The 24,491-nt window shown below is 59.2% G+C and carries 23 protein-coding genes; 10 read left to right on the top strand and 13 right to left on the bottom strand.

Annotated features, from left to right (window positions below):
- Positions 1 to 2 precede the first annotated feature (2 nt).
- Both QUE89_RS06825 and QUE89_RS06820 read left to right on the top strand, forming a co-directional pair.
- Positions 3 to 899 carry a ketopantoate reductase family protein gene (locus QUE89_RS06825; protein ID WP_286222454.1) on the top strand — a complete coding sequence of 299 codons (897 nt, stop codon included), beginning with the start codon at positions 3 to 5 and terminating at the stop codon, positions 897 to 899.
- 13 nt (positions 900 to 912) lie between these two features.
- Positions 913 to 1,470 (top strand): cob(I)yrinic acid a,c-diamide adenosyltransferase, encoded by a 558-nt coding sequence (locus tag QUE89_RS06820; protein WP_286222453.1) that lies wholly within the window; start codon positions 913 to 915, stop codon positions 1,468 to 1,470.
- 28 nt (positions 1,471 to 1,498) lie between these two features.
- Here the strand turns inward: QUE89_RS06820 and QUE89_RS06815 are convergent, their stop codons facing one another.
- From QUE89_RS06815 to QUE89_RS06800, 4 genes are all read right to left on the bottom strand, one after another.
- Positions 1,499 to 3,529, bottom strand: a complete 2,031-nt coding sequence (locus tag QUE89_RS06815; protein ID WP_286222452.1) for a methyl-accepting chemotaxis protein — start codon at positions 3,527 to 3,529, stop codon at positions 1,499 to 1,501.
- Positions 3,530 to 3,655: 126 nt separating this feature from the next.
- On the bottom strand, positions 3,656 to 4,543 hold the full coding sequence (locus QUE89_RS06810) for a histidine kinase (protein ID WP_286222451.1): 888 nt from the start codon (positions 4,541 to 4,543) through the stop codon (positions 3,656 to 3,658).
- Positions 4,544 to 4,549: 6 nt separating this feature from the next.
- A complete protein-coding gene (gene ampD / locus QUE89_RS06805) occupies positions 4,550 to 5,092 on the bottom strand; it encodes a 1,6-anhydro-N-acetylmuramyl-L-alanine amidase AmpD (protein ID WP_286222834.1) in 543 nt (180 codons plus the stop codon).
- 163 nt (positions 5,093 to 5,255) lie between these two features.
- Positions 5,256 to 7,616, bottom strand: a complete 2,361-nt coding sequence (locus QUE89_RS06800; RefSeq protein WP_286222450.1) for a DUF1631 domain-containing protein — start codon at positions 7,614 to 7,616, stop codon at positions 5,256 to 5,258.
- A 224-nt stretch (positions 7,617 to 7,840) separates the two neighbouring features.
- Between QUE89_RS06800 and nadC the strand changes: the two genes are divergently transcribed.
- A complete protein-coding gene (nadC, locus tag QUE89_RS06795) occupies positions 7,841 to 8,680 on the top strand; it encodes a carboxylating nicotinate-nucleotide diphosphorylase (RefSeq protein WP_286222449.1) in 840 nt (279 codons plus the stop codon).
- A 21-nt stretch (positions 8,681 to 8,701) separates the two neighbouring features.
- On the opposite strand, the gene QUE89_RS06790 is transcribed toward nadC, so the two are convergent.
- From QUE89_RS06790 to QUE89_RS06770, 5 genes are read right to left on the bottom strand one after another with little or no spacing between them, the layout of a single operon-like run.
- Entirely contained in the window at positions 8,702 to 9,037 is a 336-nt protein-coding gene (locus QUE89_RS06790) for a YqcC family protein (RefSeq protein ID WP_286222448.1), read from the bottom strand.
- 12 nt (positions 9,038 to 9,049) lie between these two features.
- The gene (locus QUE89_RS06785) at positions 9,050 to 9,847 is read right to left on the bottom strand and encodes a ParA family protein (RefSeq protein ID WP_286222447.1); all 798 of its coding nucleotides are present in this window, start codon (positions 9,845 to 9,847) and stop codon (positions 9,050 to 9,052) included.
- 45 nt (positions 9,848 to 9,892) lie between these two features.
- A complete protein-coding gene (hda, locus tag QUE89_RS06780; RefSeq protein WP_286222446.1) occupies positions 9,893 to 10,591 on the bottom strand; it encodes a DnaA regulatory inactivator Hda in 699 nt (232 codons plus the stop codon).
- Entirely contained in the window at positions 10,588 to 11,148 is a 561-nt protein-coding gene (locus tag QUE89_RS06775; RefSeq protein WP_286222445.1) for a CDP-alcohol phosphatidyltransferase family protein, read from the bottom strand. Before QUE89_RS06775 ends, hda begins: the two co-directional genes overlap by 4 nt.
- A gap of 21 nt (positions 11,149 to 11,169) precedes the next feature.
- A complete protein-coding gene (locus tag QUE89_RS06770) occupies positions 11,170 to 12,405 on the bottom strand; it encodes a DUF2066 domain-containing protein (RefSeq protein ID WP_286222444.1) in 1,236 nt (411 codons plus the stop codon).
- Positions 12,406 to 12,756: 351 nt separating this feature from the next.
- Between QUE89_RS06770 and purM the strand changes: the two genes are divergently transcribed.
- The 3 genes from purM (at position 12,757) to QUE89_RS06755 (ending at position 15,352) form a co-directional block, all read left to right on the top strand.
- On the top strand, positions 12,757 to 13,821 hold the full coding sequence (purM, locus tag QUE89_RS06765; protein ID WP_286222443.1) for a phosphoribosylformylglycinamidine cyclo-ligase: 1,065 nt from the start codon (positions 12,757 to 12,759) through the stop codon (positions 13,819 to 13,821).
- A complete protein-coding gene (gene purN / locus QUE89_RS06760) occupies positions 13,818 to 14,480 on the top strand; it encodes a phosphoribosylglycinamide formyltransferase (protein WP_286222442.1) in 663 nt (220 codons plus the stop codon). The genes purM and purN overlap by 4 nt, the downstream gene beginning before the upstream one ends.
- 89 nt (positions 14,481 to 14,569) lie before the next feature.
- Positions 14,570 to 15,352 carry a DUF3108 domain-containing protein gene (locus tag QUE89_RS06755; protein WP_286222441.1) on the top strand — a complete coding sequence of 261 codons (783 nt, stop codon included), beginning with the start codon at positions 14,570 to 14,572 and terminating at the stop codon, positions 15,350 to 15,352.
- On the opposite strand, the gene QUE89_RS06750 is transcribed toward QUE89_RS06755, so the two are convergent.
- From QUE89_RS06750 to apbC, 4 genes are all read right to left on the bottom strand, one after another.
- The gene (locus tag QUE89_RS06750; RefSeq protein WP_286222440.1) at positions 15,349 to 16,626 is read right to left on the bottom strand and encodes a valine--pyruvate transaminase; all 1,278 of its coding nucleotides are present in this window, start codon (positions 16,624 to 16,626) and stop codon (positions 15,349 to 15,351) included. The two genes, QUE89_RS06755 and QUE89_RS06750, sit on opposite strands and share 4 nt — an antisense overlap.
- Before the next feature lie 91 nt (positions 16,627 to 16,717).
- Positions 16,718 to 17,317, bottom strand: a complete 600-nt coding sequence (locus QUE89_RS06745) for a YjaG family protein (protein ID WP_286222439.1) — start codon at positions 17,315 to 17,317, stop codon at positions 16,718 to 16,720.
- On the bottom strand, positions 17,314 to 17,880 hold the full coding sequence (gene dcd / locus QUE89_RS06740; RefSeq protein ID WP_041342620.1) for a dCTP deaminase: 567 nt from the start codon (positions 17,878 to 17,880) through the stop codon (positions 17,314 to 17,316). Before dcd ends, QUE89_RS06745 begins: the two co-directional genes overlap by 4 nt.
- Positions 17,881 to 18,141: 261 nt before the next feature.
- The gene (gene apbC, locus QUE89_RS06735) at positions 18,142 to 19,242 is read right to left on the bottom strand and encodes an iron-sulfur cluster carrier protein ApbC (protein ID WP_286222438.1); all 1,101 of its coding nucleotides are present in this window, start codon (positions 19,240 to 19,242) and stop codon (positions 18,142 to 18,144) included.
- Positions 19,243 to 19,382: 140 nt separating this feature from the next.
- Here apbC and metG point away from each other — a divergent pair, with 140 nt between their 5' ends.
- From metG to rsxC, 4 genes are read left to right on the top strand one after another with little or no spacing between them, the layout of a single operon-like run.
- On the top strand, positions 19,383 to 21,422 hold the full coding sequence (metG, locus tag QUE89_RS06730) for a methionine--tRNA ligase (RefSeq protein ID WP_286222437.1): 2,040 nt from the start codon (positions 19,383 to 19,385) through the stop codon (positions 21,420 to 21,422).
- A 37-nt stretch (positions 21,423 to 21,459) separates the two neighbouring features.
- Entirely contained in the window at positions 21,460 to 22,041 is a 582-nt protein-coding gene (rsxA, locus tag QUE89_RS06725) for an electron transport complex subunit RsxA (protein ID WP_041342626.1), read from the top strand.
- A gap of 14 nt (positions 22,042 to 22,055) precedes the next feature.
- Positions 22,056 to 22,634, top strand: a complete 579-nt coding sequence (rsxB, locus tag QUE89_RS06720; protein WP_286222436.1) for an electron transport complex subunit RsxB — start codon at positions 22,056 to 22,058, stop codon at positions 22,632 to 22,634.
- Complete coding sequence (gene rsxC, locus QUE89_RS06715; RefSeq protein ID WP_286222435.1) at positions 22,634 to 24,484, top strand: electron transport complex subunit RsxC; 1,851 nt, start codon at positions 22,634 to 22,636, stop codon at positions 24,482 to 24,484. The genes rsxB and rsxC overlap by 1 nt, the downstream gene beginning before the upstream one ends.
- Positions 24,485 to 24,491: the final 7 nt, after the last annotated feature.

Here is a 24,491-nt window from a genome sequence, read left to right as displayed (position 1 = left end):
GCATGATTGCCATTCTTGGCGCAGGTGCAATGGGGCGGCTATGGGCCGCCTCATTGCCCGCCGATGAGACCGCCGTCATTGCCCGCCCGGGTCAGAGCCCCGATACACCCCTCAGTTACACCTTTCTCGCTCTTGATGGTAGCGAACGCACGGTCACCGTGCCCTGGCTTGCACCCTCACAGGTCCCAGAGCTGGTGTTGGTTACCACCAAAGCAGGCGACACCCTGACGGCCCTCGAGGCCATTACCGACACCCTGCCACCCACTGTGCCTATCGTGTTGTTCCAGAATGGCCTGGGTAGTCAGCAACAGGTAGCCGAGCGCTGGCCGGAGCGACCCGTTCTGGCCGCCAGTACCACCGAGGGCGCCAACCGGCCATCGCCTGGCCGGGTTGTGCATGCCGGTGCCGGCGCCACCTGGCTGGGCCCAATGACCGAGTCGGCCAATGCGATCATCCTGGCCGAATGCGCGGCAACCCTCGCCAGCAGCGGACTCACCGTGCACCCTGAATCCGATATCCTTGGCCGACTGTGGCAGAAACTGGTGATCAACGCTGGGATAAATCCCTTCACCGCCCTGCTCGACTGCCCAAACGGCGATATCCTTCACGCCGAGCTGTTCCAGAACCATATTGACGGTTTGTGCCAGGAAATAGCCAACCTGATGGAGGCGGAAGGCCAGCCAAAACAAGCGCCCTCGGCCTTGAGAGAACGCATCGAAACCATTGCCCGCAATACCGCTCGCAATACCTCATCCATGCGCAGCGATATCCAGAACGGACGCGCTACAGAGATTGATTACATCAACGGCTTCCTGGTGCGGCTGGGCCAATCAAAAGGAATCGCCACTCCGGTGAACCAAATGTTGGCGGAGCGGGTACAACAACTGTCACCAAATTAACAGGAGCACGCCCATGGGCAATCGCCTTTCGAAGATCTACACCCGAACCGGAGACGATGGCTCGACCGGCCTGGCTGATGGCAACCGGATTGCCAAGAATGCCCAACGGGTTGATGCCATGGGCACCGCCGACGAGCTGAACTGCCACGTCGGCCTACTGATCGAAACTCTCGACAGTGACGATGAGTTGATTGAAAGCCTGCGCCGAATTCAGCATCACCTGTTCGACCTGGGCGGTGAATTCGCCATTCCAGGCAGCACCGTGATTGGCGAAGATCATATCAACTGGCTGGAACAGACCCTGGACAGCTATAACGAGGGCCTGCCGCCGCTGAAGAACTTCGTGCTGCCCGGTGGCTCGCCGGCTGCTGCCCAGTGTCACCTGGCCCGAGCCGTGTGCCGCCGCGCTGAGCGCATCGTGGTTGCCCTGGGGCACGAGGATTCCATCAACACCGCATCCAGACATTATCTGAACCGGCTTTCGGACCTGTTATTCGTTGTCGCCCGGGTATTGGCACGACGGGAAAACGGGGAAGAGATTATGTGGGAACAAAAAAAATCCGGCCTTTAAGGCCGGATTTTTTATTGCGGTAGTTAACTTATACCTTGAATGCTTCCACCAAACGCTGAAGCGAAGCGGTCAGCTCAGACATCTCCCGGGATGAGCCCAGGGTTTCCTCGGCATTGGCCGCCGTAGTCTGGCCCAGCTCGCCAATCTGTTCAACGCTGGCGTTTACATCCTTGGCGACCGCTGACTGCTCTTCCGCCGCCTGGGCGATCTGATGGCTCATGTCCACGATAGTCGATATACCCTGGGCAATGCGATCAAGCGCCTCGGTGACCTCGCCGGACTTGGTCACAGTTTTCTCGGTCACATCCCGGCTGTTGGTCATCGCCGACACTGCGTCCTTAACGCCGCTCTGCAGCCGCGAGATCATACCCTCGATTTCTTCCGTGGATTTATGAGTACGCTGAGACAGTGACCGAACCTCGTCGGCTACCACCGCGAAACCGCGACCTTGCTCACCCGCCCGAGCTGCCTCAATGGCCGCGTTCAACGCCAACAGGTTGGTCTGCTCGGCGATTGCTTTGATCTCTACCAGTACCTGGCTGATGTTATCGCTGTCGTGGCTAACCCGATTGATCACGTCAACCGCTCCGGAAATCTCCGTCGCCAGTCGGTTGATGGTTTCGACAGTGTCAGCCACCACCTTCCGCCCGGTCTCGGTATCGCTTTCGGCGGTACCGGCGCTGTCCGCCACCCGGTGGGCGCTTTCAGTCACTTCGTTGACCGCGCTCACCATCTGGTTCATGGCCTCATTGATCTGGCCACTTTCCTCCATCTGACGAGCCACCGCGCTGCTGTTGGCTGCCGCGGTCTCGTTCACCCGACTCGCCTGCTGGTCGACGTCGCCGGTGGTGCGACTGACCGAGCGGATCAGCTCGGCAATACGGTCGGTCATGCTGTTGAATTCATCGGTCAGCTCACCCAATTCATCCTGGTTACGCAACTGAATGTGCGTGGTCATATCGCCTGCCGCCACATTCCGGGCCGCCTCGGTAAAGCGGTTGATGGCGTTGCGCACCGACATGAAGAAACCCACGTACAGGTAGACCACCACCAGCAGGATCGCGATCAGGGCCACCACGATCAGCCGACGCTGATTGACCTCTTGCTCAAGACGCGAGGACAGGTTGGCCTCCACCACATTAAAGATGGCCAGGGTCAGCTCGTCGTAGCTATCAAGCTGTGCACGAATCCGACCGTCGTATTCCTGCCAGGGCATTTCAAGGCGCATGGGTGAAATCACGTTCAGCTCAAGCAGGTCGCGCACCACAATCAAACTCTCATTGACCTGATCGATGCTGTTACCGGCTTCTTCGGACAACTGGCCAGAGGCCTCGGAGGCCACCGACAACGCCGGTTCAAGCAGGGAGGCACGGTTGGTCAAGCGATCATAGATACTGTTCAGCACCTCGCTCAGGGCGTAACCGACCTGGCCTTCGACCAGGGCAAAGCTGCCGTAAGAACGGGCCTGACCGATGACACTGCGGGCTTCGGGCAGCGCCTCGCGGACCAGTCCCAACAGTAACTGGTTCTGTCGGGAGGAGTCCTGCCCCAGGCCGGAAATTTCAACAGTGGCCGGTAGCAACGCCACTACTTTCTGGACGAATTCCTGGTAGTACTTGAACTGGGGATCGATGTTGCCCTGGTAATTGTCATCAGCGCGCAGGGCTTCCCAATCCTGCTGGAGAGCCGTCACCTGCTCCGCCCAGGAACCGGATGCGTCGAACGAGCGCTCTTCCGCCAGCATAGACTCAAGAGTAGCGTCGACGGTGTCGGCCGCTTCTTCGGAGGCAGAAATCAGTTCGTCTTCGTTCTTGAGGATGCCGGGAGCACGGTAATCCCGATACGCCATGGTAGAAGAGAGCAATTGTTCAGCCTTACGCAGCTGCTCAAGGCCTTCGACACCGCGGGTCATGGTCTGCACGGATTGATTCAGCTGCGACATGACCAGCCAGGACAGCCCACCAATGGGCAACAGGAAAAGAATGCTGATCAGGCTGAATTTATACACCATGGGCAGCCGATTCATCAGTGCTATGGCGGGATAAATGAGTTGGTTCATGGTCACTCTGCTTGTTGGCTGTTCAACAAATGAACGTTGGTTCTTATTTGGTATTATCGTCTAAGGCACTAGAACCTTGAGCATTATTTGTTGTTTTAAAATGTTATGTCTTTGACCCTACTGCCGTTAGGCAATGCCAAAAATAACCAGCAACGCCAGCGCACAGATCCAGACCAGCATGCTGCGATTCAGCAAATCTCGGATGGCACTCAGGCTTCGGCCGCCGAAATCGGCCCACTCCTCCGGGTGCATCTGCGAGAACCGATTCGGATCCAACGCATACCCGGTTAACGACCCGTTAGCGGAAATCATGAGGGTGTCGGCAACATTTTTGTGCAATCGCCTCGCGCCATCCGGCGACTCCCTGAGCCAACCGGCCAGATCCCCGGCGATCCCGAAGGTGACCGACAACATCCGTACCGGAATCCAGGCCAGAATCTCCGCGTAACGTTGATACCGTGGCCGCGCTGCTGCCCGTGGCCATTGCTCAGCCAAGGCCACCATGCCCCTGGCCAAGACCGCCAGCCCTATGCCACCAACCACGTACCAGAAGGCAATCAGGAAAAAGCGCTGGAAGACGGTGACCATGAACACCCGAGCCACCGAAAGGTGCAAGGCATCCGGTGACAAGGCTGCACCCCGCTCGTCTGCTGGCAGGCGATCCTCAACATTGCGCCAGGCCGCCTGCATATCACCCCGGCGCCAGGACATGGAGTAAGCGCGAAGCACGGTGTTCCAGCCCGGAGCACCCATCAATAACACCAGAATCAGGATTTCCAGGGGGTAGCCCGCAATTTGCCAGCCAATCGCGTCCAGCGCGAAAATGCCCAGCCCTGCTACCAGCGCCGGCAGGACAACCAGCATCAGGCCGCCAATTACGCTGGTCTCATGCCCGGCTTTCACCGTGTCGGCGCGATGAAACCAGTGCCGCCAAAGCTTGTCAGCGGTAAGTCGGTTGTTGGTGTCAAGCTGGCGTCGAATCAGGTAGGCAAGCAGAAAAACAATCAAAACCATGAAGCGTCACTCCCCGGCGACTGCTGCGTTGGCCAGCACGGCGCGAAAATGGGACCAGTCGAAAGCCGGCCCCGGATCGGTCTTGCGGCCCGGGGCAATGTCGCAATGACCGGTCAGCCGCTCTGGCGTGATCTCGGGCCAGGCGGCCATGATCAAGTGAGCCGTAGCGGCCAACTGGCGATACTGGTCTTCGGTGTAGGGCACGTCATCGGTGCCCTCAAGCTCAATTCCAATAGAGAAATCATTGCACTCCTCCTCGCCCTGAAAACTGGAGCGACCAGCATGCCAGGCGCGATCAAGCAGGCTGACAAACTGCACCAGCGAGCCATCCCGGCGGATCAGGGCATGAGCCGACACCTGCATACCGGCGATGGTTTCGAAGTAAGGGTGGGCCGTGTGGTCAAGCCGGTTGCAGAAGAAGTCCTCAATCTCTGGCCCGCCAAACTGACCTGGTGGCAAGCTGATGTTGTGCACCACCAATAGCGAAACCGAGGCACCATCGGGGCGCGGGCCGAAATTGGGAGAAGGACGCCAGTGGGCCTCGGGCAGCCTCCCGGTCTCGCGGAGTGTCGTAGTGGCTTGGTCGGAAACGACCTGTCTGGGTGGTATAGCGTCTGAGTGCGGCAAGGTAAATCCAAAGGTATCAGGGCATTACAGGATGCCCTGATTGAAGCACAAAGACGCCTGCTTGGCTACGACTGGCAGGACGACTTCAATCCTTGCGGCTGCTGCGCAGGTTATCGATGATGGATTCGAGGGCCCGGTCGAAAATCAGGCCGTCGTCCAGCAGGGTGATCTCGCTGGCAGCCATGGCTTCTGCCAGGCTCTCGCGGTGATACTCCGCTACCTTGGCGCCGCTGCGATTAACAAAGATATACTTGCCGGTGGCCTTGATGAACGCCGCCAACTTGCAGCGCACCTTGGTGCCATCTCTGGACAGTTCAATCCAGGAGCCAACTCTCAGGCCATCCGCACGCTTGAGCCATTCCTCGGCCACCTCCGGTTTGGGCTCGGCCACTTCTGGCGTCACCGGTGCGTTGTCGACTTCAGTTACCGTGCTCTGAGTTACCTGCGGCAGAGACTCAGCTCCGGCGGCAGCATCTGCCCTCGCCTCTTCCGACCCAGTCTCGGCAAATGGTTCAGACTCTACAAAAGATTCGGGCTCAACCGGCGTTACTATCGCCGCTTCGGACCGGGCAGGCGCCGTGACCAATTTCTGGAACACATCCACGTGCACCAGCTCCAGGTCACGAATTGCCGAATCGGTGGCAAACGGATCCCAGGAAATCTCCTGCAGTGCCTGACGCAATTCGTCAACGATGGTCGGAATTGCCCTCAGCAAATCACCGCGGGTGGTCTCGGTGACCGGATGGGGGTCAACGCTCCACACCAGGCGCTCGGTCAGCGCCCGGGCCTGGGCCCAGCGCTCACTTTCGACACCTTCACGCAGCACTACCCATTGCAGGTATTTGTTCCAGGCAACTCGAAGTAGTTCGCTAACCGGTGCCGGCACGTCTCGATCGGCAAGCAGGGCATCCACCACACCGTTGGCGGCGTCAGCGGCCTGCTCCTGCTTGGCACGCCCCTCTTCGGCATCGCGCAGCCGCTGCTCCACCAACTCACGTCGACGACGGTCGAGATCCATGAAATGGCTGAATTCGTCCAGCAGCTCCTCGAACAGGCCGACGTTGTCGGTGAACTCATGCAGGATTCGCTCGACCACCGATTCAATCTTGTCTCGCAGTGGATCACGCTGCCCGGAGCGTTTCTCGGCCCAGCCAATGGCTGACATCGCAAGTTCATTCAGCAGCTTGCGAACCGGGTGACCGCCACGGTTAAAGAAGTTCCGGTCACTCAGGGCAACCTTTAAGACTGGAATCTGCAACCGCCCGATCAAGGATTTCATCACTGGATGGAGCTGGCGATCTTCCAGAATAAAATCGAACAGCATGGACACCAGATTGATGACGTCGTTGTCGATCTGCCCGACTTCGAAGGAATTGCCATTACTGGCTGTGAGAACCGGGGCCAGCTGATCATTCAACGCAACGACCTGACCTTCGCCCCACTGGCCACACGTGGCCTGAACCTCGCTCAACCGGGCCATCAGACCATCGGTATCCAGATGCCCTTCACTCGGCCCCAGTGTGCGATTCCCCCAGGCCCCGCCGCCCTGATGCAACAGTGCGCTCAGTTCTGAAAAGGTTGCGCGCGGTGCAAACTGTTCACTGTACCCGCCCATGTCAACACGAGGCACATCGCCCCGGCTCGGGGGCGCCACACCATTTTGCTGTCCGGCCCTCGAAACTCCGCCATTTGGTGCCATACTGGCCTGAGCACCAACATTAGGACCTCCCCCCTGACTGGGACCAGACTGCCCCACCGGTGCTCGCTTCATGTCCGGCAGAACGCCTTCCGCTACAAGGGTGCGATTGGCTTCCTGATAAAAATCACCCAGGGTATCGGCTAACAGGCGATCGAACATCTTCAGCACGACAAGCTTGGCCCGGATATCAATATCCAGATCGGCACAAGCTTCGGCCACACCGCCGCATATCACCTCCGGACTCAATGGCATCTGGTTGTCCGCCAGATCCACTTTGGGGATCAGGTGGCTGACCCGCACTAACAGCAGGCGAATCTGCTCGGAATAGCGATTGCGTAACTTGTTGACCAGATTATCGACGGCAACCTGTTGTTCGAGCTGGGAATGATCCAACAGGCTGAGGGAATCCTGATCCACCCCACCGAGCACCCCTGAGGACTGGCGCGGTTTAAACTTGCCAATATCATTGAAGGCCTGGCTGACATACTGCAAAACCGATACGACCATTGCCTTGCGCTGCAACCGGAGTTCACGCATGGCGTCGAAGTAGACTGTCTGGTCAACATTGGTGGCGGCACGATCGGCCAGTTCAAACAGGGCATCGTCTGCCTGATCGAAGAAATTTGCCAGGACTTTCTGCAGCGACTGACCCGATGCGTCACGTAATCGAACCAGCGCCGCCGGCAGCGAAAATCGCTGTAGCGGCTTCTGGCCGACCAAACTGACAATCTTGTTATCCTGCGCCATTGAACTGCTCCGGGTCTGATCGCGCGAATGCGTAACGTGTACTATCACCTCATCATACGAGCTGCCCACGTCAGCTTGTGTCAGATTTTGTCACCTTTTGTTTAGATCAGACGCTGTTCACAGTTTAGCAGTTCAGCACCGCCCGATTGGCGAATGCCGTTCAGGCCTATAGAATCCCCTCCCATACTCATGTTTCACCCCCCGACTCCAACGGACCCGACACCATGATTCCCGAAGAACTGCTACGCCAATCCCGAGTTGAAACTGTCGCCCAGAGCCTTCGTGAGGATATTGGCGACGGCGACATCACCGCTCAGCTGATTGCCGCAGACACCCAGGGCTCAGGCCGTGTCATCACCCGTGAACATGCCACCGTGGCGGGCAAAGACTGGGTGGACGAAGTATTCCGCCAGGTAGATCCGAGCGTGGTTCTGGAATGGCAGGTTCAAGATGGCGACAAGGTGGTGCCGGATCAGGTGCTGTTCCAAATGCGCGGACCGGCGCGGAGCTTGCTGACCGCAGAACGCGCAGCTCTGAACTGGTTACAGACCCTCTCGGGCGTGGCCACCGTCTGCGCCAGTTATGCCGACAAGGTCGCGCACACCAATGTGCGCCTGCTGGATACCCGCAAAACCCTCCCGGGGTTGCGCCTGGCCCTGAAATACGCGGTTACCTGCGGGGGCTGCTTCAACCACCGGATCGGCTTGTGGGACGCCTTCCTGATCAAGGAAAACCACATCTCGGCCTGTGGCTCCATCGCCAAGGCGGTAGAAGAAGCGCGGCGCATTGCGCCGGGTCGGCCAGTGGAGGTGGAAACGGAAAACATGGACGAGCTGGAACAGGCACTGGCGGCGGGTGCCGATGTGATTATGCTGGATGAATTTTCACTGGCGGACATGCGCTCGGCGGTCGCCCTCACCGCCGGTCGGGCACGACTGGAAGCGTCAGGAAACATCAATGCGCAGACCCTGGTACCGGTGGCGGAAACCGGGGTGGACTACATTTCGATCGGCGCCCTGACCAAAGACATCAAGGCCACCGATCTTTCTATGCGTCTGGATTGATTGGCTATGCGCCGGGACTGATCAGCTTCCAGACAGAAGCTGATCGATTTCCTCAAGAGCCTGGATCAGGCCCTTACCGGATTCAGGCCGAGGACGAAAATACTCTTCAGCCATGGGCGCCATGCCGGAAACTTCCGGCAAGGCGTGCCCTTTCTCGACAATCACCTTCATCCGCGCCACAAACACGAACTGCAGCCACTGGGTAAATTCCAGAGTGTCGATACAGAACGGCTGGGTACTCTGCAACGCTTCCGGAGATGGCCTCTCGGCCTCCCATAGGCCAAGCTGTCGCAGTTCCATCTCGATCTGTAGCAGGCTGTCGGCAACCTGCCCTATGTGGTCTCGCGGTTCGGTCATGGCGGGTCTTCTCTAATCGGCCAGGGGCGCCAGTTCCACCGTCTCGCCGTGCAGTACACTGAACAGGTCTTCGTACTGGCGAGTCAGGGGGTGCTTGGGCGCCATGTGAATGAGTGGCTGACGGCTCTGGTGCGACTCTTTCATCTTGACCGAGCTCGACAGGCGCACCGGCAGAACCGGCAGGCCTTCTTCCGTCAGCTCACGAACCAGCTGCTTGGGCAGGCTGGCGCGGGGCTGGAACTGGTTGGCAACAATGCCTTCCACCACCAGGTCTTCATTGTGGTCTTCCTGCAGATCACGGATTTCGTTCAGGATGTTGTACAGCGCCTGACGCGAGAAATCGTCGCAATCGAACGGAATCAGACAGCGTTGGGCGGCAATCAGCGCCGACCGGGTATAAAAGTTCAGGGCCGGGGCGGTATCGATATAGATCGCGTCAAAGCTCTCGCCCAGCTTCTTCAGTGCTTCACGCAGCTTGTAAATCTTGTGCTTGGCCTCAAGCTTTCGCTCCAGAAAATCCAATTCCGGGCTGGACGGCATCACAAACAGGTTGTCATAGGGCGTGGCATGGACGAATTCGTCCGGGCGGCGGTTAAAGACCGTAAACGCGACCGTCTGCTCAAGCATGTCTGCCACGGTATCTCGCAGCTCACTGGCGGGCTTGCCCAGCAGGTAGTGAGTAGAGTTGCCCTGGGGATCCAGATCCACCACCAGCGTCCGTTTGCCACGGGCTGCACTGATTGCAGCCAAATTACAGGTGATGCTGGATTTACCAACGCCGCCTTTTTGATTGAATACAACCCGTCTCATCTAGTCTCTCCCTTGCACGCTTTGTAGTTGTGGGCGATCTTCCGTTTACCAACCCATCACGGTCTTCACGAACGGAATGGTCAGCCTGCGCTGAGCCTGAAGCGAATTCTCATCCAGAGTATCCAGAATTGCCAGCAAATCTCCAAGCCGGCGCGGTGCGCGCCGCATAATAAAGGTGGCAACGTCGTCCCCGATCACCAGGCCGCGCTGCTCGGCACGGGCCATAAGGATGCGCAGACGGTCACCATCACGGTAGATACCAAGCTGGATCAGCAATCCGTGGGAAAGTCTGGACACCAGGTCAGGAAGTTTGAATGGCGCTGCTGTCGGCACCTCGGACAAGCTCACGATGAGCAGCCCACCGCGATCCTGAACCCGATTGTAAAGATGAAAGACCGCCTCTTCCCAGGCCGGCTGGCCAGCGATGCGATCAAGGTCGTCGAGACAGATAACGTCGGCGCCATCGAGCCCGGCCAAAGCCTCGGGGCCGAAAGGCTCCAATTCGGCAATGCTGATGCACACGGCCAGAGTGCCACGATGCTCGGCATCGTGGCAGGCAGCCTGCAGCAGATGGCTTTTGCCGGTATCGGAATCGCCGCAGATGACCACCACCGGAATCCCGCGGGGCTGACTACAGACCGCCTTCAAACGTGAGGCGGCATCGGCGTTACGATCACCGTGGAAGTTGCCAAATCGGGCATCGTCCCGAAGTTTGATACCCAGGGGTAGCTGTGACGCACTCACGACCGCCTGGCCCTCCAGGCCCGCAGGCCCCAAACCATCAGGTAGTGCCCGCCACTGAAGATCGCCGAAATGGCCACCATCAATATGCCCACGTCCATGACCCAGGGCTGCATCGGCAGACCCGCCAACAGGACAATGATGGCCAGCACCACCAGAATCTGGATGAAGGTGTTCAGTTTGCCCGGGAGACTGGGCTCCATATCAAAGCGTCCGATACCGTAGTGATAAGCCAGGGCGCCGCCAACGATCAGTAGATCTCGGCCAAGCACCAGAATGAATAACCAGACCGGCAACACCTCGGTCAGCGTGAGCATCAGGTAGGCGGTCAGCAACAGGGCCTTGTCCGCCAGCGGGTCGGCCACCGCACCAAACCGTGAGCGCCAATTGAAGTGGCGCGCCAGGAAGCCATCGAAGGCATCGGTGGCGGCCGCGACAACGAAGATTAACAGCGCAAGTCGATAATTTTCGGTCAGCAGGCCGCTTGCAAAGGGAGCAATCAGCAGAATGCGCAAAAACGTGAGGGCATTGGGAATCCAGCGCCAGCGTTCCAAACTCACAAGGCTCCCTCCGGTAGCGCCTTACTCTTCAGCACTCTTGTCAGCGCTCTCTCCAGCACCATTACTGATCCGGGGCGTTGACTGCCACCGATAATACAGCACCTGATAGAGGGATTCGAACGCCTGTTCAGCCTCGTCCTCATCCACCGGCATGGGCTGGTAGGTGAACATCGACTGGCCATCCTTCTTACTGCCACCCTCAGATTGACCACCGGCCTCGACGCCCTGCTCTGTCGCTACGGCCTCAGCTTGACCCGAAGCTGATTGTGCAGACTCTTGTGCTGGCTCCGTCGCCTTCGGCTCTGCAGACGCTTTGGCCGGCTCGCGAGGCTCGGCTTCCAGCGGCACGAAACGGGGATCCAATGCGATGTATTCCTTGAGCTGGTCCAGCTCGCCGGAGAATGCGACGCGAAGCGTCAGCTGGTCGCCTTTAACCCGGGTGGCACCGGCGCTGAGCACCGGAGTCAGACCCTCGAGCACCTTGGTGACCTTGCCATAGTCCGCCAGGGAGGAAGCGCCCTTCAACACGATATCGACCTGAGGCGACTCGGCCACCTTGCCTGCGGCTACGGCATAGCGATCAGCGTAACGTTCGGCCCAGCGGTTGATGACGGTTTGCGCAAGGGCCTCTGGGCTGTCGGCGGTAACCGACTCTTCACCACCGTCCATGGCCATGCCATCAAAAACCCAGCCAGCGCGCCATTGACCGCCGCTGCGATTTACCCGCACCAACGCCATGACATCCTGATCCAGATCTCCTGAGGCATTGCGGATACGGTTGACAAACTGGCCCCACAAATCCGACAGGAGCTCACGGTCGCCACTGAATTTTGCAGGTGGCAGTGCCACCGGAAGTCCACGCTCCTGCGCGGCCTGGTCAAACGCCTGCTGCCAGATAGCGGACACCTGACGGCTTGCACCAGTGCCAGAAGCCTGATCGGTAATGAGTGTGCGCGTGCCGCGGTCTTCGACCGCAACCCAGGCCAACGTGAGGGGGCGATTGGCGCCCCACACCGGGGCGTTGATTGACGCCAGGGCACGGTTAACTCCGACAGCACCAAAGGCCATTCGAAGCCGGTTTTCGCCGGTATCACCGCGCAGGTACTGGTACGACAGCAGCAGCGACTCAGCGTCGGCAAGCAGCGCTTCAATACCTTCCTGGCCCAGCACCTCCCGGGTGCCGGACACTCGTACGAACACTCGCGCCAGGCCGTCGGCGTAGCCCGCCGCCAGTTCGTTCGGGGAGGAGCCAGCCACTGGCACCTCCACGTTATAGAGCCCTGATACGGTCACCGCCGAGACGGGGGCGCACAAAGACGCAACCATAAGCCCCAGTAATGCAAGCCACGCTACCGGTCCGGACTGGCGTGCCGATTTTCGTCCTGATACTGACATGAAACACCCTGCAGTTCGCATGAATGGCGCATAGGATACACCATGGCCATAAGTGTGAGTAGCGGCCCCGAGTTTCATAAAAGCAATAATGCCAAAGCCTTGCCCGTACCCCGCCCTGTCCCAGAGGCCATACGGGGAATAACAGGTTGGAGCGCCTCACCTCACCTGTTAAAATCCGCCGCCTTACCCATTGGCCAACGGTGAAAGCACACCATGAGCGAACAGAAGCCCTCCCTGACCTACCGCGATGCCGGCGTTGACATTGACGCAGGCAACGAACTCGTAAACCGCATAAAGCAGACTGCCGCGCGCACCAAACGCCCGGAAGTGCTAGGCGGCCTGGGCGGGTTTGGCGCCATGGTCTCCATCCCCGCTGGATACAAGGAGCCAGTCCTGGTATCCGGAACCGATGGCGTGGGCACAAAGCTGCGCTTGGCCATGCAGCTGCAAAAACACGACAGCATCGGCATCGATCTGGTGGCCATGTGTGTGAACGACCTGATCGTGGGTGGTGCCGAGCCTCTGTTTTTCCTGGATTACTACGCGACGGGCAAGCTCAACGTCGAGGTTGCGACCCAGGTTGTGGAAGGCATTGGTGAGGGCTGCGAACAGTCTGGGTGCGCTCTGGTAGGCGGTGAAACCGCGGAAATGCCGGGCATGTATGAAGGCGACGACTACGATTTGGCCGGCTTTTGCGTTGGTATCGCCGAACGCGCTGACATCATCGATGGCAGCCGGGTTCAGAACGGCGACGTCCTGCTGGCGCTGGGCTCCTCCGGCCCCCACTCCAACGGCTATTCATTGATTCGCAAGATCATCGACGTCAGCAACGCCGATTTGGACCAGCCGATGGGCGATACTACCCTGGCCAATGCGTTAATGGCTCCAACCCGGATTTACGTCAAAAACCTGCTGCAGCTGATCCGCCAGGTGGATGTACGCGCCATGTCCCACATCACCGGCGGCGGCCTGCCAGAGAATATTCCCCGGGTAATGCCGAATGGCTGCGTGGCGGCAATCGACACCGCCAGCTGGACCCTGCCTCCGGTTTTCCAGTGGCTCAAGGAAGCCGGTGGAGTTGCTGACGAAGAAATGTACCGCACATTCAACTGCGGCATTGGCATGATTGTCTGCGTGCCAGCCGAGCATAAAGACCTGGCGCTGGACACCCTGAAAGCACAGGGTGAAAACGCCTGGCAGGTTGGCGTGGTTGAAAGCGCTGGCGACCTCGACGACGAACCGACTGTGCGCTACGCACCGGGACTTGTGTCGGCATGAATGCAGATCAGCCCCCCTTGCCCACCATCCTCGTGCTGGCTTCAGGCAGCGGCACCAATCTGCAGGCACTGATTGAGGCCAGCCGGGAGCGGGATTTCCCGGGCCAGATCGCTGCGGTCGGCTGTAACCGCCCAAACGCCTTCGCACTGGAACGCGCGACCCAGGCTCACATCGAAACCTTCGTGGTCGACCACACTAAGTACGACTCCCGTGAGCAGTTCGATGGTGCCCTTATGCAGGAAATCCGGCGTCACAACCCCGATCTGGTGGTGCTGGCCGGCTTTATGCGGATCCTGACCACGGACTTTGTTCGTGCCTTCCGCGGCCAGCTGCTCAACATCCATCCGTCTCTGCTGCCAAAATACACCGGCCTGAACACCCATCAGAGAGCCCTTGATGCCGGCGACACCCTGCACGGCGTGTCAGTGCACTTTGTCACTGAGGAGCTTGATGGCGGCCCGCTCATTGCCCAGGCAGAGGTTGCCGTGGCACCGGATGACACGGCCGAGAGTCTGGCGGAAAAAGTTCAGGAAAAGGAACACATCCTTTACCCGATCGTTGTACGCTGGTTCTGTGAAGGCCGTATTCAGCTGGGCAGCGATTACGTCACCTTCGACGGTGAATTACTGAAAAAACCGATGCGGTTGCCTGATAACTGAGTCGCACCCTGAACGTATTGTCATCTTGCACTATCGGGTAACCCGCTAAACTGTCGCCATAAAAGACAGCTTTTCCAGGGTTACCCGATATGTATTTGAATCGCACCACCACAAAATCCTCTACCCGCCGAGCCGCCATCCTGCTAACCCTTGGACTGTTCACGGCTCCCACCCTGGCCAACGAGCCTTCTGAAGACACCCAGCCGCCCAAGGACGCCCAGCAACCCGGCGCCGAACTTGCCCCCTATGAGGTCACCTACACCGCGGCCATGGACAAGGGCATCACCCTGAACGGCACCGCCAAGCGGACGCTGACCAAAAAAACCGGAAACGTTTGGCTGTACCGGACCGATGTGGACTCGTTCATCGCCAATATCGATGAATCCCTGATCCTGAAATGGGAAAACAACCAGGTTATCCCACTGCGCTACCGTTACCGGCTATCGGGCTTCCTGATCAAGGATCGTGAACAGAGCATTGATTTCGATTGGGATGCCGGAGTCGCCACCGGCAAGGATGAGGGCGAGCCGTTCAAACTGGAACTACGTGAAGGCGCGCTGGACCCGCTCGGATTCCAACTGCAACTGAGCCAGGACATCAAATCCGGCAAGCGCGATATCACCTATCAGGTGATTGATGGCGACGATTACGATGAGGACCGATTCGCCGTACTCGATCAGGAGCCCATGAAAACCAACCGGGGCTCCATCACCACGTTGAAAGCCGAGAAAGTACGGGATAAAGGCTCCAAGCGCGAAACTCTTATGTGGTTTGCACCGGACGAAGATTTCCTGCTGGTGCGACTGCTCCAGACTGAACCCGATGGCAGTCGCTACGAACTCCGACTGAACCGGTCCGACCTGGGCGGCTAGGCGCTCTTCCCCGCTTCCGCCCAAACCGCTTTGACCTCGTCGGCAATAATCCGGAGCCCTTCTGCTACTCGCTCGTCGTCCTGGGAATAGGTAACCCGCAGGCATTCGTGCCGATGCTGCCAGTCATCCTCGGGCAGGCCTGGGAAGAAATAGTGCCCGGACACCACCAGGACACCGCGTGTCTTCAACCGCTCGTACAACTCCAAACTGGTAATGGGCAGGTCCGGGAACCACAGCCACAGGAACATGGCGCCCTCGGGCTTGTGGATGTACCAGCGGCAGTTGTCCTCGCCCATGGCGTCACGGAACGCCGCCACTGCCTTTTCCATCTTCGCCTTGTAGAACGGACACACCACATCCCGGCTCAGTGACAGCAGGTCTCCGGAGCGCACCAGTGGTTCCGCCAGCATGGCGCCAAAACTGCCAGTAGCCAGGTTCATGATCGCATTCACCCCTGACAGCGCCTTGATGACCGGCTTCGCGGCAATCACGATGCCGGTTCGGGCCGCGGGCATCCCCAGCTTGGACAGGCTCAGGCAGAGAATAATCTGCTCATTCCAGGTCGGCTCGGCGTCCACAAACAGCAGGCTGGGGAACGGCGTGCCGTAGGCGCCGTCGACGATCAGGGGCACATCGTGCTCGCGAGCGAGAACTTCCAGTCGTGCCAGCTCGTCGTCGGTGATCACGTTGCCGGTCGGGTTGGTGGGCCGGGATACGCAAATGGCCCCGGTCTCACCGGTCACTTCCACAGCATCAAAATCGACCCGGTACTTGAATTCGTGGGCATCGGTAAAGGAGATGTCCGGCTGAACGGCGCGAAACAGGCCCGGCTCGATACCGGCATCGGCGTAGCCGATGTACTCCGGCGCCAAAGGCAAGAGAATGTGCTTGTGCTGACCGTTTCCGTAGTCGCCGCCGAACATGTTGAACAACATGAAGAAGGCCGCCTGGCTGCCGTTGGTCAGGGCGATGTTTTCCGGCTCCAGGTCCCAGCCGTATTCCCGGCTGAGCAGCTCTGCCAGCGCGGCAATAAACTGCTTCTCGCCCTGGGGCGGATCATAGACTCCAACCAAACGGCGGACGTCGGATTCGCTCTGGCTGATATTGGCCAGAATTTCCTGCACGCGCTCCTGGATTTCCGGTATGTGCCCGGGGTTACCGCCCCCCATCATGATCATGTCGTCACCGGACGCCATGGCGTTTCCGAGATCGTCCATCAATGAGGTTATGCCGGCATCGGCGGTAAACTTGCGACCAAATGCAGAGAGCTTCATGGCGTAAAATCCGTTATGCACACCCGGTAAATTTATCGTTCTGTGGCAGCGACAGTCTAGCCGCTCTTTTGGTGAGCGGCTTGCTGTGCCGTTATTCGGTCAGGGAAATTCCCAGATTGCTGACGCCGTCGTTGGCGGCATCGACGCGGAGGCCTTCGGTAAACTGCTGGGTGGGGGTGCGCTGACGCTTCAGGGCCAGCACCAGTTCACGCTGAAAGGCTTTGTCTTCTTTCATCAACGGGTGCACCTCCAGCAGGCGTACCAGTCCGTCCTCATCGAGCTCATCGCCCTCGGACATCTCGATGAAGCTCATCACTGTGCCGGTGGCCATCTGGGAGGCCTCGGTGGCGCGATGTTTGGCCGGGTTCAGGCGATTCAGCAGGGCCTGTTCCAGCAGCTGGCAGAAATCGAAGGCCGGGTACACGCCATAGGCGTCGTAGGCTTCAACATCCGGAGACAGGGCTTCAAGCTTGGCCAGGAGCTGGGGGATGGCGGATTCCGCGACATCCTCTTGCAGCATGCTCCAGCCCTGGTCCAGCATCTGCCGCATCTTGGCACCGGTTTTCAGGCCAACGGCGTCGGCAAACAGGGCGTAGTTTGGGAATGAGCGCTCGGCGAGCGACAGCAGGAAGGCGCATTCGCGCCATCCTTGCAGCTGGGAAACGGCTTTCAGAAACTGGTTAGCGTTCATGTCCTGGGCAGGGTCACGCCGGTTTGGCCCAGGTATTTGCCGCCACGGTCTTTGTAGCTGGTTTCGCAAACTTCGTCGGATTCGAAGAACAGCATCTGCGCCACACCTTCGTTGGCGTAGATTTTCGCCGGCAGGTTGGTGGTGTTGGAGAATTCCAGGGTCACCTGGCCTTCCCACTCCGGCTCCAGCGGTGTGACATTCACGATGATGCCGCAACGCGCGTAGGTGGATTTACCAAGGCAGATGGTGAGTACGCTGCGCGGGATGCGGAAGTACTCAACGGTGCGCGCCAGGGCGAAGGAATTCGGCGGAATGATGCAGACGTCACCGGTGTAGTTCACGAAGCTGTTTTCGTCGAAGTTTTTGGGGTCGACGGTGGCGGAGTGAACGTTGGTGAAGATTTTGAATTCGTTGCTGCAGCGTACGTCGTAACCGTAACTGGAGGTGCCGTAGGAGATAACACGGCCCTTTTCAGATTCACGGACCTGACCGCTTTCGAACGGTTCGATCATGCCCTGCTGCTCGGACATTCTGCGAATCCACTTATCGGATTTGATGCTCATGGGTGACGTCTCGTTATCACTGGAAAAATTGGGGCGTAGTTTACCCGTTACTTGGGGTTGTGTCGAAGTCTTGCGGGTGGCATCGGTGGCATCGGTGGCTTCGAGATCGGGGGCTGCGGTCACAGCAACTACCGGCCAAAAACCGCTACGAGCACGTCCATGTGCGCTTGTCTTCGGCCATCCTTGGCCTTCGACATTTTTGGCCGGTAGTTACTGCGCCCGCGACAGAGCTCTCGATAAGCCCGCCGCAGATAAGACTAATCAGTGTTCGGTAACGGACACGCTGGAGATAGAACCGGTCAGGTTACGCTCGCGAGTGGAGAGCTCGGCACCTACCCGGCGGGCAATATCCCGGTACCGGCGTGCCACTTCGGAATCCGGCTCGGCCACCACCGAGGGCTGGCCGCCGTCGGTCTGTTCACGGATAGTCATGTGCAGGGGTAGCTGACCCAGCAGCGTAGTGTCGTACTCGTCGGCGATGCGTTCGCCGCCGCCGTGGCCGAATAAAGGCTCTTCATGGCCGCAGTTGCTGCAGATGTGCACGCTCATATTCTCGACCACACCCAGCACCGGGATGTCGACTTTACGGAACATTTCGATGCCTTTCTTGCCGTCTAGCAGCGCGATGTCCTGGGGCGTGGTGACGATCACCGCGCCGGTCACCGGCACTTTCTGCGCCAGGGTGAGCTGGATGTCGCCGGTACCCGGCGGCATGTCGACGATCAGGTAGTCGAGCTCGTTCCATAGAGTCTGCTGCAGAAGCTGCATGACCGCGCCGCTGACCATTGGGCCACGCCAGACCATGGGGGTTTTATCGGTAACCACGAAGGCCATGGAGTTGGCCTGGAGGCCGTGGGCTTCCATGGGCACGAAGTATTTGTTTTCACGGGTGTCCGGGCGTTTGCCTTCGGGCACGCCCAGCATCATGCCAATGCTCGGGCCGTAGATGTCGGCATCCAGGATGCCGACGCGGGCGCCTTCGGCCTTCAGGGCCAGGGCCAGGTTGACGGCGGTGGTGGATTTGCCAACGCCGCCCTTGCCAGAGGCAACGGCAATGATGTTCTTCACACCTGGCACCGATGGCAGTTCTTTCTGAACTTTGTAGGAGTGGATCTTCTGGCCGACGTGAACGTCGGCGCTTTCAACGCCGTCCACGTTTTCCAGAGCTACCGACACCAGCTGCTTCAGTGCGCCAGCAATGCCTTTGGACGGGTACGGCAGCTCGACCATCAGCGTGACCTTGCCGGCCTCATCGGTGTTCAACGCCTTTACGGCATCCAGTTCGTACAGGTCCTTCTGAAGATACGGATCGCGGTATTCGCGAATCGCCGTTTGCAGGGCCTGCTCAGAAATCTGTGTCATCGGGTTCTCCGGAATAAGCTCATGCTTCATTTTAAGCACGGAATCAGGGGATTCGGGTGAAAAATATCTGCTCGGAAGGTATCATCTGTGCCCGTTTCTGACCACACAACCCCTACTCTGAAGAAAGGTTCGGACACACCATGACGCAAGCGAGTCCAAAGCAACAGCGCGATATTCTGGTCACCAGCGCCCTGCCCTACGCCAATGGCCCCATTCATCTGGGCCACCTGCTGGAATACATTCAGACCGACATCTGGGTGCGCTACCAGAATATGCGGGGCCAGAATTGCTACTACGTTTGCGCCGATGATGCCCACGGCACTGCCATTATGCTCCGCGCCGAGCGCGAAGGCATCACCTCCGAGGAGCTGATTGACCGTATCCGCGATGAGCACCAGCAGGACTTTGCCGGGTTCCATATCCGCTTCGACAACTATTACACCACCCACTCGGAGGAGAACCGTCAGTTCTCCGAGTACATCTACCGTCAGTTGCAGGAAAACGGGCATATTGCCACGCGCAAGATTACCCAGTCCTTCGACCCGGAAAAGAACATGTTCCTGGCCGACCGCTTCATCAAGGGCACCTGCCCGAAGTGCAAGACCGAGGACCAGTACGGCGACAACTGTGAGGCCTGTGGTGCCACCTACACCCCGGCGGAGCTGATCAACCCGCGTTCGGCCGTATCCGGTGCCACACCGATCGAGAAGGAGTCCGAGCACTACTTCTTCAAGTTGCCCGACTTCGCCGATTTCCTGGCCAACTGGACCCGCAGTGGCACGCTCCAGCCCCAGGTTGCCAACAAACTGGCCGAATGGCTGGACGCTGGTCTGCAAGAGTGGGACATCAGCCGTGATGCACCCTACTTCGGGTTTGAGATTCCAGACGCACCAGGCAAGTACTTCTATGTCTGGCTGGACGCGCCTATTGGTTACCTGGCCAGCTTCAAGAATCTGTGTAATCGCGAAGGCATCGATTTCGAGCACTTCTGGAAGGCCGATTCCACCGCCGAGGTGTATCACTTCATCGGCAAGGACATCATCAACTTCCACGCACTGTTCTGGCCGTCCATGCTGCACGACGCCGGCTTCCGGACGCCAACCGCGGTCTGGGCCCATGGATTTGTAACCGTGAACGGCAAAAAGATGTCCAAGTCCCGCGGCACCTTCATCATGGCCCGCACCTACCTGGACCATCTGAATCCGGAGTACCTGCGCTACTACTTCGCCGCCAAGCTCACTGGTGGCGTCGATGACATGGACCTGAACCTTGAAGACTTCGCGGCCCGGGTGAACTCGGACCTGGTCGGCAAGGTGGTCAATATTGCCAGCCGCAGCGCCGGCTTCATCACCAAGCGCTTCGACGGACAGCTGGGCAACGTCACCGAACACGACAAGATCCGCGAGTTCGTGGAGGCCGGCAAGGAGATCGAGGACTTCTTCGAGGCCCGGGAATTCGGCCGTGCCATGCGTCGGATCATGGAACTGGCGGACATCGCCAACCAGTACGTCAACGACGAGCAGCCCTGGGTGATTGCCAAGCAGGAAGGCCAGGACGAGAACCTGCAGGCCATCTGCACCAACGCCATCAACATGTTCCACCTGCTGATGACCTACCTGGCGCCGGTGCTGCCGGAAACCGCCAAGGCTTCCGAAGCCTTCCTGAATGCCAAACTGGACTGGAACGGCCGGGAGCAGCGTCTGGAGAATCACGGCATCAACAAGTTCAAGCCGCTGATGAACCGGGTGGACATGGCACAGATTGAGAAGATGCTCGACGCTTCCAAGGAAGAGCTGCCGGCTGCAATCGGGAAACCTGCGCCAGAGCCCAAAGCAGACCTGGAGCCTGTGGCGGACGAGATTGAATTTGGCGATTTCGCGAAAGTGGACCTTCGGGTCGCTAAGATTGTCAAAGCAGAACACGTTGAAGGTGCCGATAAGCTGCTGCGCCTGACCCTGGACATTGGTGAGGGTGAGCGCAATGTGTTTGCGGGCATCAAGTCGGCCTACAAACCCGAGGATCTGGAAGGACGGCTAACCGCGATGGTCGCCAACCTTAAGCCACGGAAGATGAAGTTCGGCCTGTCCGAAGGCATGGTGCTGGCCGCAGGGCCAGGTGGTGAGGACATCTTCATCCTCTCGCCTGATTCCGGTGCCACGCCCGGCATGCGGATTATGTAAGTGCTGAACACGCACCGATAACGGCGGAGACACTCCGATGACAGAGTATTTGCTGATTCTGGTCAGCACAATTTTGGTCAACAACTTCGTGCTGGTGCAGTTTCTCGGCCTGTGCCCCTTCATGGGGGTTTCGGGCAAGCTGGAAACCGCCATGGGCATGTCGCTGGCGACCACCTTTGTGCTGACCCTGTCATCGGTGTGCAGTTACCTCGCCTACACCTACCTGCTGGCACCGCTGGACCTGGCGTTCCTGAAAACCATCACCTTCATTCTGGTGATTGCGGTGGTGGTCCAGTTCACCGAGATGGTGGTGCGCAAGACCAGCCCACTGCTGTACCGGGTGCTGGGTATTTTCCTGCCGTTGATCACCACGAATTGCGCGGTACTCGGTGTGGCACTGCTGAACCTCAACAAGAACAACAACTTTGTTGAGTCCGTCCTGTACGGCTTCGGCGCGGCTGCCGGCTTCTCCCTGGTATTGGTGCTGTTCGCCGCCATGCGTGAGCGCATCGCGGTGTCCGATGTGCCAGTAGCGTTCCGGGGTGCTGCGATTGGTATGGTAACCGCAGGCTTGATGTCACTGGCCTTCCTTGGCTTTACCGGCCTGGTCAGCGTGTAACGGAGACGGGTTGTATGTGGACGGGCATTATCATTGCTGTTCTGGTTCTGCTGGCTCTGGCCATGGTCTTTGGTGGCCTGCTGGGTTTTGCCTCGGAGCGATTCCGGGTTGAGGGTAATCCCCTGGTGGAGCAGATTGATTCGTTACTGCCGCAAACCCAGTGCGGCCAGTGCGGCTTTCCTGGCTGTCGTCCATACGCCGAATCCATTGCCGATGGTGACGCCATCAACAAGTGCCCACCCGGCGGTGAATCCACCATCAAGGCCCTGGCCGACCTGCTCGACGTTGAGCCCCAGCCCCTGGATGCCGAACACGGTGTCGAACAGGCCAAGCGCGTGGCCGTGATCCGGGAAGACGAATGCATCGGCTGCACCAAATGCATTCAGGCCTGCCCCGTAGATGCCATCCTCGGTGCCGCCAAGCACATGCACACGGTTATCGAGAGCGAGTGCACCGGCTGCGACCTGTGCGTCGATCCCTGCCCGGTCGACTGCATTGATATGATCACCATCGAACCCGATATCCGCACCTGGTCCTGGACACCGCCCACCAGTGGCGTGATTGCCACCGATCGCCAGGGAGCCAGTGCCTGATGACGCAACTGTGGGATTTTAGCGGCGGCATCCATCCGGCCGAGAACAAGCACCAGTCCACTGCCCGGCCAATCCGGGTAGCCGCGCTGCCGGAGCGTCTAACCCTCCCCCTTCAGCAGCACATTGGTGAGCCTGCCACCACATTAGTTAAGGTCGGTGACCGGGTGCTGAAAGGCGAGAAGATTGCCGACGTCACCAATGGGCTGGGGGTGCCGGTACATTCACCCACCTCCGGAATTATCGAGAGCATTGCCCAGCTACCGGTGCCACACCCCTCCGGCATGACCGACTGGTGCATTACTCTGCGCCCCGACGGCGAAGATCAGTGGGTTGAGCTGCAACCGGTTGCCGACTACCGCAGTCTGGAACGGAATCAGGTCCTGGATATGATTCGCGACGCCGGCATCGCTGGCCTTGGCGGCGCCGGCTTCCCCACCGACATCAAACTGCGCCCGCCCCGGGATCGTATGGTGGCAACGCTGATTTTAAACGGTGCCGAGTGCGAGCCCTACATCACCGCCGATGACATGACCATGCGCGAGCGGGCTGAGGAGGTGCTAGCTGGCTTCAAAGTGATGGCGTGGCTGCTGCGACCTGAACGCTGCGTGATTGGTATTGAAGACAACAAGCCGGAGGCCATTGGCGCCCTCAGGGCCGCCACAGAAGGCACCCAGATAGAATTGGCGGTCGTACCAACCAAGTACCCTTCTGGTGGCGAGAAACAGCTGATACAGATCCTCACCGGCATGGAAGTGCCCAGCGGCGGCATTCCCGCGGATATCGGGGTGATGTGCCAGAACATCGGCACAGCGGTGGCGATCTCCCAGCTGATATTTGAAGGCAAGCCGTTGATCTCCCGCACCATTACCATCACCGGTGAAGCAGTGCGCGAGCCCGGTAATTTCGAGGCTCTTATCGGCACGCCGGTCCAGCACCTGCTGGAGCAAGCCGATCTGGAGCCGGATCAGGTGAACCGGCTGGTGATGGGCGGCCCGATGATGGGTTACACCCTGACCACCACCGCCGTGCCCGTTGTAAAAACCAGCAACTGCGTCATTGCCGCCACCACCAGCGAGCTGCCGGCACCGCCGCCGGAGCAGGCGTGCATTCGCTGCGGCATGTGTGCCGAGGCCTGCCCCATGGAACTGTTGCCTCAGCAACTGTTCTGGTACTCCAAGGCCGCCGAGTTTGAAAAGGCTGAACACCTCAATCTGTTCGACTGCATTGAATGCGGGGCCTGCTCCTACGTCTGCCCCAGCTCCATTCCGCTGGTCCAGTATTACCGCTATGCCAAGGGTGAAATCCGCGTTCAGCGGGCAGAACAGCTAAAGGCCGATCGTGCCCGAGAGCGTTTCGAAGCGCGCCAGGAACGCCTGGAGCGGGAGCAGCAGGAAAAAGAACTACGGCGCAAAGAGCGGGCCAAGGCCGCGGCCGAAGCCCAGGCGAAGAAGAAAGCTGAGGCCGAGAAAGCCGCCGCCGAGGGCGAGGCCGTAGACGAGCGATCTGCCAAGTCGGCATTGGTGCAACAGGCCCTCGCTCGCAAAAAGGCCAAGACCGAGGCTGCCGCTACCGCCAAGGAACCTGCCGCTGCGCCTCATACTACGCCAAAGGAGCCAGCGGTGGAAAAACCCGATCTTGAGGCACTGGAAAAGCAGCTGACCCAGGCACAGGCGAAACTTGAAACCATGCAGGGCATGCTGGAAGACGCCAAAGCCCAGCAGGCCGACAACGTGGACAAACTGGAACGGGCCGTTGCCAAGAATCACGACCGGGTAAACCGCGCGCAAAAAGCGCTGACTGAAGCCCGCGAGCAGCTGGCCCGGAACACCGAAACCCAAACACCCGACTAACCGATCT

The organism is Marinobacter sp. LA51 (assembly GCF_030297175.1).
GTDB lineage: Bacteria > Pseudomonadota > Gammaproteobacteria > Pseudomonadales > Oleiphilaceae > Marinobacter > Marinobacter apostichopi.
The sequence above is the reverse complement of the archived record's forward strand: the minus strand, read 5'-3'. Positions and strand labels throughout refer to the sequence as shown.

What these genes read in the sequence shown, in the direction of transcription:
- QUE89_RS06800 (WP_286222450.1), bottom strand. Translation starts at nt 7,616, where the DNA reads ATGGCGCAGGATAACAAGATTGTCAGTTTGGTCGGCCAGAAGCCGCTA.
- QUE89_RS06745 (WP_286222439.1), bottom strand. Translation starts at nt 17,317, where the DNA reads ATGAACGCTAACCAGTTTCTGAAAGCCGTTTCCCAGCTGCAAGGATGG.
- nadC (WP_286222449.1), top strand. Translation starts at nt 7,841, where the DNA reads ATGATTCCCGAAGAACTGCTACGCCAATCCCGAGTTGAAACTGTCGCC.
- QUE89_RS06755 (WP_286222441.1), top strand. Translation starts at nt 14,570, where the DNA reads ATGTATTTGAATCGCACCACCACAAAATCCTCTACCCGCCGAGCCGCC.
- QUE89_RS06820 (WP_286222453.1), top strand. Translation starts at nt 913, where the DNA reads ATGGGCAATCGCCTTTCGAAGATCTACACCCGAACCGGAGACGATGGC.
- QUE89_RS06825 (WP_286222454.1), top strand. Translation starts at nt 3, where the DNA reads ATGATTGCCATTCTTGGCGCAGGTGCAATGGGGCGGCTATGGGCCGCC.
- rsxB (WP_286222436.1), top strand. Translation starts at nt 22,056, where the DNA reads ATGTGGACGGGCATTATCATTGCTGTTCTGGTTCTGCTGGCTCTGGCC.
- apbC (WP_286222438.1), bottom strand. Translation starts at nt 19,242, where the DNA reads ATGACACAGATTTCTGAGCAGGCCCTGCAAACGGCGATTCGCGAATAC.
- dcd (WP_041342620.1), bottom strand. Translation starts at nt 17,880, where the DNA reads ATGAGCATCAAATCCGATAAGTGGATTCGCAGAATGTCCGAGCAGCAG.
- rsxA (WP_041342626.1), top strand. Translation starts at nt 21,460, where the DNA reads ATGACAGAGTATTTGCTGATTCTGGTCAGCACAATTTTGGTCAACAAC.
- metG (WP_286222437.1), top strand. Translation starts at nt 19,383, where the DNA reads ATGACGCAAGCGAGTCCAAAGCAACAGCGCGATATTCTGGTCACCAGC.
- QUE89_RS06815 (WP_286222452.1), bottom strand. Translation starts at nt 3,529, where the DNA reads ATGAACCAACTCATTTATCCCGCCATAGCACTGATGAATCGGCTGCCC.
- QUE89_RS06785 (WP_286222447.1), bottom strand. Translation starts at nt 9,847, where the DNA reads ATGAGACGGGTTGTATTCAATCAAAAAGGCGGCGTTGGTAAATCCAGC.
- purM (WP_286222443.1), top strand. Translation starts at nt 12,757, where the DNA reads ATGAGCGAACAGAAGCCCTCCCTGACCTACCGCGATGCCGGCGTTGAC.
- QUE89_RS06750 (WP_286222440.1), bottom strand. Translation starts at nt 16,626, where the DNA reads ATGAAGCTCTCTGCATTTGGTCGCAAGTTTACCGCCGATGCCGGCATA.
- QUE89_RS06790 (WP_286222448.1), bottom strand. Translation starts at nt 9,037, where the DNA reads ATGACCGAACCGCGAGACCACATAGGGCAGGTTGCCGACAGCCTGCTA.
- purN (WP_286222442.1), top strand. Translation starts at nt 13,818, where the DNA reads ATGAATGCAGATCAGCCCCCCTTGCCCACCATCCTCGTGCTGGCTTCA.
- rsxC (WP_286222435.1), top strand. Translation starts at nt 22,634, where the DNA reads ATGACGCAACTGTGGGATTTTAGCGGCGGCATCCATCCGGCCGAGAAC.
- QUE89_RS06810 (WP_286222451.1), bottom strand. Translation starts at nt 4,543, where the DNA reads ATGGTTTTGATTGTTTTTCTGCTTGCCTACCTGATTCGACGCCAGCTT.